Source organism: Phytohabitans flavus (assembly GCF_011764545.1).
Taxonomy (GTDB): Bacteria; Actinomycetota; Actinomycetes; order Mycobacteriales; family Micromonosporaceae; genus Phytohabitans; species Phytohabitans flavus.
Map to the genome: position 1 here is coordinate 6,400,608 of NZ_AP022870.1, position 12,881 is coordinate 6,413,488.

Annotated in this window: 14 protein-coding genes and 2 pseudogenes; 5 read left to right on the forward strand and 11 right to left on the reverse strand. The window is 68.5% G+C overall.

The genetic code is table 11. The features are described 5' to 3' along the window. Nucleotides 1-2: 2 nt before the first annotated feature. From atpA to Pflav_RS27990, 10 genes and pseudogenes are all read right to left on the reverse strand, one after another. The gene (atpA, locus tag Pflav_RS27945; RefSeq protein WP_173039460.1) at nucleotides 3-1,646 is read right to left on the reverse strand and encodes a F0F1 ATP synthase subunit alpha; all 1,644 of its coding nucleotides are present in this window, start codon (nucleotides 1,644-1,646) and stop codon (nucleotides 3-5) included. Nucleotides 1,647-1,684: 38 nt separating this feature from the next. Further along, nucleotides 1,685-2,509: a F0F1 ATP synthase subunit delta gene (locus Pflav_RS27950; RefSeq protein ID WP_173042673.1), complete on the reverse strand. Its 825-nt coding sequence runs from the start codon at nucleotides 2,507-2,509 to the stop codon at nucleotides 1,685-1,687. Then, nucleotides 2,506-3,042 carry a F0F1 ATP synthase subunit B gene (locus tag Pflav_RS27955; RefSeq protein WP_173039462.1) on the reverse strand — a complete coding sequence of 179 codons (537 nt, stop codon included), beginning with the start codon at nucleotides 3,040-3,042 and terminating at the stop codon, nucleotides 2,506-2,508. The genes Pflav_RS27950 and Pflav_RS27955 overlap by 4 nt, the downstream gene beginning before the upstream one ends. A 22-nt stretch (nucleotides 3,043-3,064) precedes the next feature. Continuing rightward, nucleotides 3,065-3,292 carry an ATP synthase F0 subunit C gene (locus tag Pflav_RS27960; RefSeq protein WP_173039464.1) on the reverse strand — a complete coding sequence of 76 codons (228 nt, stop codon included), beginning with the start codon at nucleotides 3,290-3,292 and terminating at the stop codon, nucleotides 3,065-3,067. A 65-nt stretch (nucleotides 3,293-3,357) separates the two neighbouring features. After that, nucleotides 3,358-4,134, reverse strand: coding sequence for a F0F1 ATP synthase subunit A (gene atpB / locus Pflav_RS27965; RefSeq protein ID WP_173039466.1), 777 nt, complete (start codon nucleotides 4,132-4,134; stop codon nucleotides 3,358-3,360). Nucleotides 4,135-4,149: 15 nt separating this feature from the next. Continuing rightward, nucleotides 4,150-4,308, reverse strand: coding sequence for a hypothetical protein (locus Pflav_RS27970; RefSeq protein ID WP_232071987.1), 159 nt, complete (start codon nucleotides 4,306-4,308; stop codon nucleotides 4,150-4,152). A 228-nt stretch (nucleotides 4,309-4,536) separates the two neighbouring features. Then, nucleotides 4,537-5,004 carry a hypothetical protein gene (locus Pflav_RS27975; protein ID WP_232071989.1) on the reverse strand — a complete coding sequence of 156 codons (468 nt, stop codon included), beginning with the start codon at nucleotides 5,002-5,004 and terminating at the stop codon, nucleotides 4,537-4,539. After that, nucleotides 5,001-6,295, reverse strand: a pseudogene (locus tag Pflav_RS27980) (serine hydroxymethyltransferase). The gene Pflav_RS27975 and the pseudogene Pflav_RS27980 overlap by 4 nt, the downstream one beginning before the upstream one ends. Nucleotides 6,296-6,326: 31 nt before the next feature. After that, entirely contained in the window at nucleotides 6,327-8,402 is a 2,076-nt protein-coding gene (locus tag Pflav_RS27985) for a transglycosylase domain-containing protein (protein WP_173039468.1), read from the reverse strand. 60 nt (nucleotides 8,403-8,462) lie between these two features. Next, on the reverse strand, nucleotides 8,463-9,269 hold the full coding sequence (locus Pflav_RS27990) for a lytic polysaccharide monooxygenase auxiliary activity family 9 protein (RefSeq protein ID WP_232071991.1): 807 nt from the start codon (nucleotides 9,267-9,269) through the stop codon (nucleotides 8,463-8,465). A gap of 189 nt (nucleotides 9,270-9,458) precedes the next feature. Here Pflav_RS27990 and tsaE point away from each other — a divergent pair, with 189 nt between their 5' ends. The 5 genes and pseudogenes from tsaE (at nucleotide 9,459) to tsaD (ending at nucleotide 12,254) form a co-directional block, all read left to right on the forward strand. Further along, a complete protein-coding gene (gene tsaE / locus Pflav_RS27995; RefSeq protein ID WP_173039471.1) occupies nucleotides 9,459-9,944 on the forward strand; it encodes a tRNA (adenosine(37)-N6)-threonylcarbamoyltransferase complex ATPase subunit type 1 TsaE in 486 nt (161 codons plus the stop codon). A gap of 83 nt (nucleotides 9,945-10,027) precedes the next feature. Beyond that, on the forward strand, nucleotides 10,028-10,345 hold the full coding sequence (locus Pflav_RS49010) for a hypothetical protein (RefSeq protein WP_415624399.1): 318 nt from the start codon (nucleotides 10,028-10,030) through the stop codon (nucleotides 10,343-10,345). Then, nucleotides 10,273-10,590 carry a hypothetical protein gene (locus Pflav_RS28005; protein WP_173032648.1) on the forward strand — a complete coding sequence of 106 codons (318 nt, stop codon included), beginning with the start codon at nucleotides 10,273-10,275 and terminating at the stop codon, nucleotides 10,588-10,590. Before Pflav_RS49010 ends, Pflav_RS28005 begins: the two co-directional genes overlap by 73 nt. A gap of 59 nt (nucleotides 10,591-10,649) precedes the next feature. Further along, nucleotides 10,650-11,256: pseudogene (locus Pflav_RS46335) on the forward strand (L-threonylcarbamoyladenylate synthase). Further along, nucleotides 11,253-12,254, forward strand: coding sequence for a tRNA (adenosine(37)-N6)-threonylcarbamoyltransferase complex transferase subunit TsaD (tsaD, locus tag Pflav_RS28020; protein ID WP_173039478.1), 1,002 nt, complete (start codon nucleotides 11,253-11,255; stop codon nucleotides 12,252-12,254). Before Pflav_RS46335 ends, tsaD begins: the two are co-directional and overlap by 4 nt. A gap of 11 nt (nucleotides 12,255-12,265) precedes the next feature. On the opposite strand, the gene Pflav_RS28025 is transcribed toward tsaD, so the two are convergent. Continuing rightward, entirely contained in the window at nucleotides 12,266-12,880 is a 615-nt protein-coding gene (locus Pflav_RS28025; RefSeq protein WP_173039480.1) for an arsenate reductase/protein-tyrosine-phosphatase family protein, read from the reverse strand. Nucleotide 12,881 lies beyond the last annotated feature (1 nt).

Genomic DNA, 12,881 nt, shown 5'->3' on the forward strand with positions numbered 1-12,881 from the left:
CCCTACTGCTTCTCGGGTGAGGTGTCGCGGTAGCGGGTCACGGTCTCGTGCTCCTGCTCACCCTCCAGCGGCTCGGCGGCCGCCTCGGTGCCGACCGCGCTCCGCTCCTTGGCCAGGAACATCTGCTTGAACTTCGTGATCGCCTCGTCGAGCGCCCCGATGATGTCGTCGTCCCAGTTGTTGGCCGCGATCGACTGGAGCGTCGCCTTGTACGAGTGGCGCAGGAACTCCAGGAACTCGGACTCGAACCGCCCGATCTCGCCAACCGGGACGTCGTCGAGCTTGCCCTCGGTGCCGGCCCAGATCGAGACGACCTGCTCCTCGACCGGGTACGGGGTGTAGTTGGTCTGCTTGAGCAGCTCGACCAGCCGGGAACCCCGGTCCAGCTGAGCGCGGGACGCCCGGTCCAGGTCGGACGCGAACGCGGCGAACGCCTCCAGCTCGCGGAACTGCGCGAGGTCCAGCCGGAGCCGGCCGGCGACCTTGCGCAGCGGCTTCACCTGTGCCGCGCCACCCACGCGGGACACCGAGGTGCCCACGTTGATCGCCGGCCGCACGCCCTGGTTGAACAGGTCGGTCTCCAGGAAGATCTGGCCGTCGGTGATCGAGATGACGTTGGTCGGGATGAACGCGGAGATGTCGTTCGCCTTGGTCTCGATGATCGGCAGGCCAGTCATCGAGCCAGCGCCCATCTCGTCGGAGAGCTTGGCGCAGCGCTCCAGCAGCCGGGAGTGCAAGTAGAAGACGTCACCGGGGTACGCCTCGCGGCCCGGCGGGCGGCGCAGCAGCAGCGACACCGCGCGGTACGCCTCGGCCTGCTTGGTCAGGTCGTCGAAGACGATCAGGACGTGCTTGCCGCCGTACATCCACTGCTGGCCGATCGACGAGCCGGCGTACGGAGCGATGTACTTGAAGCCAGCCGGGTCGGAGGCCGGCGAGGCGACGATGGTGGTGTACTCCATCGCGCCGTGCTCTTCGAGCGTGCCCTTGACCGACGCGATCGTGGACGCCTTCTGGCCGATGGCGACGTAGATGCAGCGGACCTGCTTCTTCGGGTCGCCGGACTCCCAGTTGGCCCGCTGGTTGAGGATCGCGTCCAGCGCGACGGTGGTCTTGCCGGTCTTGCGGTCGCCGATGATCAGCTGCCGCTGGCCCCGGCCGATCGCCGTCATCGCGTCGATGGCCTTGATGCCGGTCTGGAGCGCCTCGCTCACCGGCTGGCGGGCCATAACGTTGGGCGCCTGGATCTCAAGCTCGCGGTAGCCCTCGTTTTCGATGTCGCCGAGGCCGTCGATCGGGTGGCCCAGCGCGTTGACCACGCGGCCCAGGAACTTGTCACCGACCGGCACGGAGAGCACTCGGCCGGTCCGCTTGACCCGCTGGCCCTCCTCGATCCCGGCGAACTCGCCGAGGACCACGACACCGATCTCGCGGACGTCGAGGTTGAGCGCCACGCCCAGCGTGCCGTCCTCGAACTCCAGCAGCTCGTTGGCCATCGTCGAGGGCAGGCCCTCGACGTGGGCGATGCCGTCGCCGGCGTCGGTGACGGTGCCGACCTCCTCGCGGGAGATGTCAGGCGTGTACGAGGAGACGTAGCGCTCCAGGGCGCCGCGGATCTCCTCGGTCGAGATGGTCAGCTCGGCCATCCTCAGCTTCCTTCTGGGTTCGAGTGGTTCAAAGCGGGCTAGCGCTTCGCGAGCGCGTTGCGTGTGTCGGTGAGCCGGCGTAGGACCGTGCCGTCGTACAGGTCGGAGCCGACCCGCACGCTCATCCCGCCGAGGATCTCCGGCTGCACAAGCTGCTTCACGGAGACTTCTCGACCGTACAGTTCGGCGAGCTTGGCGCCCAACCGGCGCTCTTCCTCGTCGGTCAGCGGGGCGGCCACGGTGACATAGGCCACTTGGCGGTCCCGCCGCTCTGCCGACAGCTCGACCAGCCGGGCGAGCGCGCCGTCGAACGAGCGCCCGCCGAACCCGGCCAGAGCCACCTCGACCAGCCGGACCGTCACCGCCTTGGCCTTGCCCGAAAGCAACGCCCGGACGAGCTCGGCCCGCTGTGCGACCGGTGCGATCACATCGCTCAGCGTCCCACCGAGCGCCGGGTCGGCGGTAACGATCTGCCCGAACCGGAACAGCTCGTCTTCCACCTCGCCGAGGTCGCCGGCCCGGTCGGCGCTGGCCAGCAGCGCCTCCACGCCGAGCCGCTCGGTCGCGCCGAGCAGCTCGGACGGCGCCGACCACCGCCCGGCCACCAGCGCGCCGACCATGTCGAGGGCGGGCTTGCCGACCTTGCCCTCAAGCAGGGTGGAGAGCAGACCGGCGCGGTCTTCCCCGGGCCGGGCCGGGTCGGAGAGCGCCCGGCGCAGCCGTGGCTCGCGACGCAGCAGGTCAGCCACCCCGAGGACGTCGCCGGCGGTGCCGGCGATCGTCTCCGGGTTGGCCCGGCGGGCGTGCGCCTCCAGCCGCTCGCTGGCGGCGGCGTACGACTCCCGGCTGACAGAGGCCATCAGCGGGCCCCGGAGCTTTCGAGGTCGGACAGGAAGCGCTCGACCGTGCCCTTGCGCCGTGCCTCGTCGGCCAGCGACTCACCCACGATCTTGCTGGCCAGATCGACGGCGATCGTGCCGACCTCGGCCCGCAGCTCACGGATAATCGTCGACCGCTCGGCAGCGAGCTGCTCCTTGCCCGCCGCGATAATGCGGTCGGACTCCTCCCGTGCCTTTGCCAGGACGTCCTGCCGGATACCCTCGGCGTCGGCACGCGCGTCGTCCCGGATCCGGGCGGCGTCCGTACGGGCTTCGGCCAGCTGGGCGCGGTACTGCTCCAGCAGCTGGTTTGCCTCGGCCTGCGCCGCCTCGGCCCGCTTGATGCCACCCTCGATGGCCTCGACCCTCGCCTGGAAGGTCTGCTCCATACGAGGGAAGACGAACTTCATCAGCACGTAGCACAGGACCGCGAACGCGACCGTGCCGACCACGATCTCCTGCCAGAGCGGGATGATCGGGTTGTGCTCCGCGCCTCCCTCGGCGGCGAAACTGAACATTCGAAACCTCCGTTCGAGGCTGTCAGCCAGCCCAGATGAAGCCGAACGCGACACCCAGCAGGGCGAGCGCCTCGACCACGGCGAAGCCGATCCAGACGAACGGCTGCGTCAGGCGGGACGACTCCGGCTGGCGCGCGGTCGCCTGCACGTAGCTGGCGAAGATCAGGCCGACGCCGATACCCGGGCCGATGGCGGCCAGGCCGTAGCCGATGGCGGCGGTGCTGCCCGTTACCTCAGCGAGCAGTGGCATAGCTGTGCTTCCTCCTGGTTATCGCGGCGTGTCGATCACGCGCGGGACGACGGAACTTACAGATCTCAGTGCTCTTCGGCGAGCGCGCCCTGGACGTAGCTGGCGGTCAGGACGGTGAAGACGTACGCCTGCAGAACGATCACCATCGCCTCGAGGAACGTCAGCGCGATCGTCATCAGCCAGGACAGGACCGACACCGGAGCGAGGAGGGGAGTCGAGTTCAGCATCACGAACCCGCCGAGCGTGAAGACCAGCAGGATCATGTGACCCGCGAACATGTTCGCGAAGAGACGGACCGCCAGCGTGAACGGGCGGAAGAGGAAGGTCGACATGAACTCGATCGGGATCAGGATCGGCAGGATGAACCACGGCGCCGGCGGCACCAGTGAGTTCTTCATGTACTTCCTGAAGCCGTGCTGCTTGATGCCCAGGTAGTTGAAGAGCACGTAGCTGATCAGAGCCAGGATCGCCGGGAAAGCAATGTGGGAGTTGGGCGAGATCTGGATGAGCGGCACGATGCTGAAGAGGTTCATCAGCAGTACGAAGCAGAAGAGCGTGGTCAGGTACGGCGCGAACCGGATCCCGTGGTGCCCGATCAGGTCACGGGCGACCGTGTTGCGCACGAAGCCGTAGATCGACTCGGCGATCCACTGCCGCTTCGTCGGCACCAACTTCGGCTCGCGGTAGGTAACCAGGAAGAAGATGATGAGGATCGCGACCGCGACCCACACCAGGACAGTGATCTTGGTGAACCAGGGGTCGGTGCCCTCCGCGATCGGCGGAAGGAAGAAGTCCTCCACGCTCGGCGGCCACGGCACCTCCGCCGCAAGACTGGTGCTCAAGACCCTGCCCCTCCTCTAGACCCCGAGCCGGCGGACTACCAGATAGACGCCCCCGGCCGCACCGACTATCGCTCCGATCCCGATCGGCACTCCGCCGAGATCGAACCAACGGTCGACCAGCCAACCGATGAAGCCCCACACCGCGATCCCCGCGATGAGGTAGCTGATTGCCACCCAACCCTGCCCGGCGCCTCCGCCGGCAGGTGGTTGGGGGATTGGTCACCGGCCATGACGCGCCGAACCATATCAGGGAGGGTTCTTGAGGGTGCGACTCACCCCCACGCAAGAGCCTTGTGCGGGCGGCTGGGATACTGGAGTCGTCTGTGCCCGTACGCTACTCCTCATTGGCAAGTCCGGTCGCCCATCGTTCGCCGGGTGTTCGCCAAATGCATGAGACGCCGGTCACTCCACAGCTGTCCGTCGATCTATCGTCCGGTCGCGCCATCGCGGCCAAACCCGGACAAGCCACCAGATATGCACGCCGGTCCAGGCGACGATCCCCGCGGCCACACCCCAGCCGAACGGCACCAGGCCGGGCCACTCGCTGGTGCCGATCAGGATCATCGCGGCGGCGAGCAGGCTGTACTTCATCACGTAGAGGCCGACGCCGAAGGGCAGTACAAGCCTCGGGTTTTGCTTGTCCGCCCAGGCCAGCACCACCGTGGACAGTGTGAAGCTGGCGCTGGGCAGGGCCACGCCGACGGCCGCGCCGACCGCACCGGCGCCGCCCTGCGTCAGCCCGCCGACCACCGCACCGACCACGATGACCACCGCGCTGGTCACCAGCAACGTGGGCAGGTGCCGCACCCGCCAGGGCTCGTCGTCGCCCGCCGCCGGCGCCGGCGCGGTCATCGCCTCCCCGGCCGTCATCGGGGGTACGCCGGGAAGGCTCGGACCAGCTCGGTGACCTCGGAACGCACGTCACTCAGGGTACTTGTGCCCGCCGCCGGGTCGGTCCGCACCGCCTTGGCGATCAGCCCGGCGATCTGCCGCATCTCCGCCTCCCGCATGCCCTGGGTGGTCACGCTCGGCGTGCCCACCCGAACCCCCGAGGCGACCATCGGCTTCTGCGGGTCGTACGGGATCGCGTTCTTGTTGAGCGTGATCGAGGCGGCGTCACACCGCTCCTCCGCCTCGCGCCCGGTGACACCCACGTCGCGCAGGTCGATGAGCGCCAGGTGGGTGTCGGTGCCGCCGGAGACCGGGCGCATCCCTCGGCGGCCAGCCCGGCGGCGAGCGCCTGGGCGTTCTTGACCACCTGTGCCGCGTACCCCTGGAACTCGGGCAGCGACGCCTCGCGGAGGGCGACCGCCTTCGCGGCGACGGCGTGCATCAGCGGCCCGCCCTGGGTGAAGGGGAAGACCGCTTTGTCGATCCGCTCGGCGAGCCCGGCGCGGCACAGGATCATGCCGCCGCGCGGGCCGCGTAGCACCTTGTGGGTGGTGAAGGTGACGACGTCGGCGTGCGCTACCGGCGACGGGATCGCCTTGCCCGCGACGAGCCCGATGAAGTGCGCGGCGTCGACCAGCAGGTACGCGCCCACCTCGTCGGCGATCTCCCGGAACTTCGCGAAGTCGATCAGCCGGGGGTAGGCCGTGGCGCCGCTAATGATCACCTTGGGGCGGTGAGCCAGCGCCAGCTCGCGTACCTCGTCGTAGTCGATCAGCTCGTCGTCCTTGCGTACGGTGTAGCCGACCGTTGCGAACCATTTGCCAGAAAAGTTCACCTTGCTGCCGTGAGTCAGGTGACCGCCGTGTGGCAGGCCCATGGCGAGCACCGTGTCGCCCGGCTGGAGCAGCGCCGCGTACGCCGCGAGGTTGGCGCTCGACCCGCTGTGCGGCTGGAGGTTGGCGTGATCGGCACCGAAGAGATCCTTGGCCCGCGCGATGCCGATCTCCTCCGCCTTGTCGACCTCGGCGCACCCCCCGTAGTAGCGCCTTCCGGGGTAACCCTCCGCGTACTTGTTGGTCAGCGTCGAGCCGAGCGCGGCGAGCACCGCCGGCGAGGTCAGGTTTTCGCTCGCGATCAGCTGGAGCCCGCCGCGCACCCGGTCGAGCTCGCCGAGCACCACCGCGGCGATCTCCGGGTCGTTGGCTTCGAGCGCGCCGAAGTCGGGCCCCAGAAGGTGGTCATCGACACACTGTAGTGGGAGCGGCTCCACCCACGGTGTCACCGATGCGGCCCCACCCAGGTCACCGGCCCCCGCCGAAGGCGATGCGGGTGTCCGGCCGGTTGAAGTTCTGCTTCGGGAAGCCGTCGAGCGCCGAGGACATTGTCTGTGTCACCGCGCCGATCACGCTGTCCTGTACCCCGGAGCCCACGTAGTCGTGCGGGTTGTCCGGGTTGGCGGCGATCGAGGCGGCCGCGATCTGCGGGGTGTAGCCGACGAACGTCGCGGTCGAGTCGTACTCCGAGGTGCCCGTCTTGCCCGCCACCTGCCGTCCGCCCATCATCCCCGCGACCGCCTCGGCGGTACCGCCGTCGCAGCGGCCGTACGCGGACTGGTCGCCCACCGGGCAGCGCGCCGCGTCGGTGGCGGCTCGGGCCACGTCCTGCCTCAGCACCCGCGCGCAGTGCGGATTGCTGGACGGGAGTCTGTTGCCATTCGTGTCCATGATCGACAACACCGGCGTGGCCTCGCAGTGCACACCCTCGGCGGCCACCGTCGCATAGGCGTTGGCCAGGTCGAGCGGGGTGGTGGCCGACGTACCCAAGGTGAACGACCCCCATTCGTCGGCGCGTTCCTTCGCAAGCTTCGCGTCGGCGCCCGCCCGGAACTGGATGCCCAGCCGCTGGGCCATGTCGATCACCTTGTGAACGCCGATCTCCTGCTCCAGCCAGACGAAGTAGGTGTTGACCGAGCGCCCGAAACCGGTCCACATGGTGCGGTAGCCGTTCATCCATCCCGGCGAGGCGTTGCGCGGGCACCACTTGTCGCCGCAAACCGCGTCGCCGCCGCCCGGGTACTTGGAGCGGAACTGGGTCTGGGCGTTGAAGCCGGTGTCCAGGTCCCGCCCGGACTCCAGCGCGGCGAGCATCGTAAACATCTTGAAGGTGGAACCGGCCTGGTACCCGACAATCGACCCACCGCCGGCGATCAGCTGGTTGGTGGTGTCGTTGAGGCTGAAGTGGCGGTTGACCGCCAGCGCCAGCACCCGCCCGGTGCCCGGCTGGACGACGGCCATCGGAGCGGCTCGGTCGCTGCCGTACCCGTACACGCCCAGCGCGTTGTTCTGGGCCTCCCGCTGGATGTCCGGGTCGAGTGAGCTGACGATCTTGTAACCGCCCTGGAACAGGTTGCGCTCCCGCATCTGCGGGGTGCGGCCGAACTCCGGCTGGGCCATCCACCAGTGCCGCACATAGTCGCAGAAGAAGCCCCAGGTGTCGTTGCGTGACGCGACACACCCGCTGGGCAGATTGGTGGGCTTGAGCCGGAGCGGCTCGGCCTTGGCCTTGGCGGCCTTGTCGGGCGTGATCTTCCCGGTACGGGCCATCGCGTCCAGCACGTACCCCCGGCGCTCCAGAGCCCGCTTCCTGTCGCCGGCGATCGGGCTGTCGCTGTCGGGCGACTGCACAAGGCCCGCGAGCAGCGCCGCTTCGGCCAGCGTCAGCTTCGCCGGCTGCTTGTTGAAGTAGCGCTCGCTGGCCGCCCGGATGCCGTACGCGCCCGCGCCGAAGTAGGAGATGTTCAGGTAGCGGTTGAGAATCTCGTCCTTGGAGATCTTCCGCTCGAGCGCGGACGCGAAGCGTATCTCCTGGAGCTTGCGGCGAGCCGTGTCGTCGGTGGCGTCCTGGCGCTCCTGCGGGCTCAGGTTCGGATCGTTCTTGAGCACGTTCCGCACGTACTGCATGGTCAGCGTCGAAGCTCCCTGCTCGACCTCGCCGCCGGCGCCGTTGGCCACGAAGGCGCGGATGATGCTGCGCATGTCCACGCCGCCGTGCTCGTAGAAGCGGGCGTCCTCCGCCGCCACGATCGCGTCCCGCATGGCCGGCGCCACGTCGCGCAGCCGCACGTTCTCACGGTTCACGTCGTAGAACGTGGTGATCAGGGTCTTGCCGTCGTTGGCGTAGAGGTACGAGCGCTGCTCAGGCGTGGGCATGCTCAGATCGCTGGGCAAATCTATGTACATGTCGCTGGCGGCCTTGGTACTCAACGCGACCACCGCGCTGACCGGGAAGCCAGCCACGGCTAAGGCCACGCCGGACAGCAGGCCGCACAGGAGCAGGGTCAGAAGCTTGGGCGACAGATACCGGAGACGGAGACGCACGTCGCATGACTGGCCGCGAGAAGGAGAGGTAAACCAGGTCCGGCGGAGAATGTCGGACTCTCAGCTGCTTTTTCTCCTCAGGAAAACTGCGAGAAGCGCGCCGAGGACGACGACCACCGCCGCGCCGCCGCCGATCAGCGGGAGGGCGTTTGTGCTGGCCACGGGCTCTTGCTGGGCGACCGGCTCGGGTGATTCCGGCGCCTCGGCGGTCGGGGCCACAGCTGAATCGGCCTGTGGTTTGGTCTCGTTTGCGGGCTTTGCGGCGGGATTCGAGAAAATCACGTCCGAGCATGAATAGTAAGTGTCCGGTGTGCTCGAATTCTGCCAAATTGTATAGATCAGGTGCCGACCGCTCTTGCCGGCCGGAAGCTTGCCCTTCATCCGGTACGCGTCGTCCCGGAACGGCGGGTCCTCAGCCTCCAGGAACGGCTTGCTCTCCAGGTCGGACCAGGCCAGCGGCGCCGCCGGGTCGTAGCCGTCCCGGGTGACGTAGAACTTGAACGTGCCCTCGTGCGGGATCGTGCTCCGGTACGCGAACGCGTAGCTCGCCCCCGAGGTCAGCCGCGTCGCCGGCCAGTCGGCGCGGGCCAGGTCGAGCCCGGCGTACCGACCGATGCCGGCGCTGCACAGCTTGCCGTCCGGAATCACCTCGCGGTCCCGACCTGCCACGTCCGGCAGGCGCAGGTTGTCCCAGTCGGCCCACTGATCCCGATCACTCTCGGCGAGGGCCGCCCGGCAGGCCGCCGAGCCGGCGTTCGTCCCCTCGGTACCGCACGCGGCCAGCCGGCTCACCGGGGTGGTGAGCGCACCGTGCGCCTGTACCGGAGCCGGAGCGGCCACGATCACCACCACGACCGCGGCGAGCACGTATAGCACCTTCACGCGCAGGGGTACGTAGGCCGCCGCCCAACCGTTCAAGCGAGCACGGCTCGGAAAGGCCGCATCTCGTGGCGGGGGACACCGGCGTGGCGGTTGCTCAAATGCCCCACGGGTAGTATGACAAGCCGTCAACACCGTCCCGATGACGGGAAGGCGAACCAACAGCTTAGGGTGACCATGGATTCATTCGACGTGACGTCCACCGGGCCGGAAGAAACCGGTCGCATCGCGTCCATCCTCGCGGAGTCGTTGCGGGCCGGAGACGTGATACTGCTGCGCGGGGCGCTCGCGGCGGGTAAGACGACCTTCGTCAAAGGCGTAGCGGCCGCATTGGGATCCGTCGACACGGTCACCAGTCCGACCTATATGTTGGCACAGTTCTACAGGTCCGAGAGTGCACCGATACTCCATATGGACGCGTATCGACTCACGGGTGTCGCCGAATATCGGGACCTCGGCCTGGAAGACTATCTCGCGGATTCGATAACGCTTATCGAGTGGGGCGAAAAGCTCGCCGACGATTTCCCCTGCCACCTGACCATCGATTTCCGGGCTGGTGCCGCGGATCCCGATCACCGCACATTGTCGTTCGCCTCGTCCTGCGACCGCTGGATCTCGATCCTGCCGCTACTGCGCGCCGGCGTCACCCTGGAGGTCGCGTGAAGCTCACCCTCTCGATCGAGACTTCTTCCAGCGACTACGGAGTTGCGCTTTCAGCCGGCCGTGACCTCGTCCGGCACCAGACCGTGAGCCGGTTGACGCCGGGCTTCGTCAACGTCGGCGAGCTCGCCGCCGCAACGCTCCGCGAGGCTGGTCACGGCTTCGAAGACCTCGAGCGCCTCGCGGTCAACGTCGGGCCGGGCAATCTGGGCTCCGTTCGGGCTGGCGTCTCGTACGCCAATGGCCTGGCGTTCAGCCTCCAGGTCCCGGTCCTTGGTGTGGACTCGCTCACACTCACCGCCATCCAGGCTGGCCGACCCGGCGGTCCCCCGTGCTGTGCGTCCGCAACGCCGGGGGCGGCAACATCTACGCCGGACTCTTCCGTGAGGGCACCGCCGAGCTGATGCGGCACGGCCCGCTACCCACGGTCGTGCCCGAGCTTGCCGGGCAGTTGCCTGCGGTGTCGGTCGCTGGCGTCTTCCGCCAGCAGGTGGCGCGCCTGCTTCCGGACGTCGCGGTGGAGGACACCGGTGTCGAGTTCCCGAGTGTCCTGACCTTGCACGAGGTCGCGCTGGCCAGGTGGGACGACCCCAGCGAGTGGGCCGATTTCGTCAGTCCGCTGACCGACGCCTCGGCGGCATTCCAATGAGCGATCTTGCGTTCACCGGTGTACGGCTCATAAATACAGCAGAGAGGGGCGAGCCAGGCATGAAGTATCTCCACGGCTTCCAGGAAGCCCTCCCCCAGGTGAAGGACTGCCTGCTCGATGGCGGGGTGGCACTTCTGCCGACCGACACGGTGTACGGGCTGGCGGTGCACCCGACCCGGCCCGACGCCGCAGCCCGTCTATTCGCGATGAAACGGCGCCCCCGGGTCGCAATCTTCCGATCATGGTCGCCTCCGCAGCCGACTTGAAGCAGCTGGGTGTGGAGATCAACGAGCCGGCGGCCCGCCTTATCGAGGCGTTCTTCCCCGGGCCTCTCAGCTTGGCTCTGGGCCTACGGGAGGGGGAGAGCCCGAGCTGGCTGGCGGGACGAGTGGAGGTGGCAGTGCGCGTACCGGATGACGCCGAACTTCAAGCGGTTTTGGCGGCCACCGGCCCCTCCTCGTCACCAGCGCGAATCTCCACGAACAGGCGACGCCGGAATCTGCCGAGTCCGCCCTCGCCGCACTGGCCGACGAGCCCGACCTCGTCATCGACGGTGGCCTGCGCCAGTCAGTACCGTCGACTCTTGTCAACTGCAACGTCCCAGCACCCGTGATCGAGCGGGAAGGGGCAGTCTCCCGCGAGCAGATTGAGCAGGTTCTGCGATGACTGAGTCAAACGGCCTGGTGCTGGGCATCGAGACATCCTGCGACGACACCGCGGTCGCGCTTGTGGATTCGAACGGCATCGTGGTCTCGTCCGCGGTCGCTTCTCAAACCATGATCCACAACCGGTTCGGCGGGGTGTACCCGGAGGCCGCCAGCCGCGCTCATGTCGACAAGATCCTCCCGACCGTCCGCATGGTGATCGAGGACGCGGGCATCGACCCGCGGGAGCTCGAGGCCATCGGCGTGACGCGCGGCCCGGGTCTCATCGGTTCGCTGATGGTGGGCGTCGACACGGCCGCGGGGCTCGGGCACGGCTGGGGAGTACCGGTCATCGGCGTCAACCACCTGCGCGGGCACCTGCGCAGCGCCGACCTCGAAGAGCGCCGGGTCACCTATCCCGCGATCATCCTGCTCGTCTCCGGCGGCCACACGCTCCTCGCCCGGATGACAAGCCCGAGCGACATCCAGTTGATCGGCAATACCCGCGACGACTCGGTCGGCGAAGCCTACGACAAGGTCGCCCGGATGCTGGGTCTCGGCTATCCAGGTGGCCCGGTCGTGGACAAGCTCGCGCTCTCCGGCCAGCCGACCATCCCGTTCCCCCGGCCGATGATCGACCAAGGGCTCGAGTTCTCGTTCTCCGGCCTCAAGACGGCCGTCATGTACTACCTGGCGAAGGAAAAGGACGCTCCGGCGGCGGACATCGCGGCCTCCTTCGTCGAGTCCTGCATGACCGTCCTGCTCGCCAAGTGCCGCCGGGCCCTGGAGGCCTACCCGTCGGCCTCCCTCGTCGTCGTGGGCGGTGTGGCGGCCAGCCCGCAGCTGCGGACGCAGACGAAGGCGCTCTGTGACGAGCTCGAGGTCGAGCTGTGCCTGCCACCACTCAAGTGGTCCACCGACAACGGCGCGATGATCGGCCTGGCCACCTGGGACTACCTCACGACCGGCCGCTCCGCTCCCCTGGCGCCGCAGACCGGGCTCACGATCGAGCAGTTCTGACGGTCGGCCCTCTACGCCAGCGGGAAGAGCGCGCGGGCGAGCGGGTCGACCGTGTCCTCGATCTCGTCCGCCACACGGGTGAACGCCTGGTCACCCCGGCCCCACGGGTCGTCGAGGTCGTCCGCGGCCACGGGCGGGGCGTTGCCGCGCAGGGTGTTGACCGCGTCGACCAGGGCCACCCCTCGGCTGTACACGTCGTCGGGCGTGGTGCCCGAGGACGGCAGCGTCGACAGGTCGACCGCGTTGAGCAGGCGGCCGAACTCGCCCAGCACGAAGGTGCGCGCGGCCGCGTCGGGGCGCAGCGCCACCACGTACTCCTGCTGGTCGGCCGTTGCCGTGAGGACGAGGTCGGCGGCGTCGATCAGGTCCGAGCGGAGCTTGCGCGCGACGAACCCGTTTGGGTCTCCGCCGCGGGCCCGGACCTGGCGCGCTGCCGGCGGGTTCATCTCCTCGCCGGCGTGCCAGCCGCCGGTGCCGGCGCTGTGGCTGTGCAGCAGCTCCTCGGCCGGTGGCGTGGTGCCCACCTTGGCCAGCCGCTCGCGCACCGCCCGGTCGAGCATCCGCTCGGCCATCGGTGAGCGGCAGATGTTGCCCATACACACGTGCAGGACGGTGAACGGCGGCACG

What these genes read in the sequence shown, in the direction of transcription:
- atpA (WP_173039460.1), bottom strand. Translation starts at nt 1,646, where the DNA reads ATGGCCGAGCTGACCATCTCGACCGAGGAGATCCGCGGCGCCCTGGAG.
- Pflav_RS27955 (WP_173039462.1), bottom strand. Translation starts at nt 3,042, where the DNA reads ATGTTCAGTTTCGCCGCCGAGGGAGGCGCGGAGCACAACCCGATCATC.
- Pflav_RS27960 (WP_173039464.1), bottom strand. Translation starts at nt 3,292, where the DNA reads ATGCCACTGCTCGCTGAGGTAACGGGCAGCACCGCCGCCATCGGCTAC.
- Pflav_RS27975 (WP_232071989.1), bottom strand. Translation starts at nt 5,004, where the DNA reads ATGACGGCCGGGGAGGCGATGACCGCGCCGGCGCCGGCGGCGGGCGAC.
- tsaE (WP_173039471.1), top strand. Translation starts at nt 9,459, where the DNA reads ATGGATTCATTCGACGTGACGTCCACCGGGCCGGAAGAAACCGGTCGC.
- tsaD (WP_173039478.1), top strand. Translation starts at nt 11,253, where the DNA reads ATGACTGAGTCAAACGGCCTGGTGCTGGGCATCGAGACATCCTGCGAC.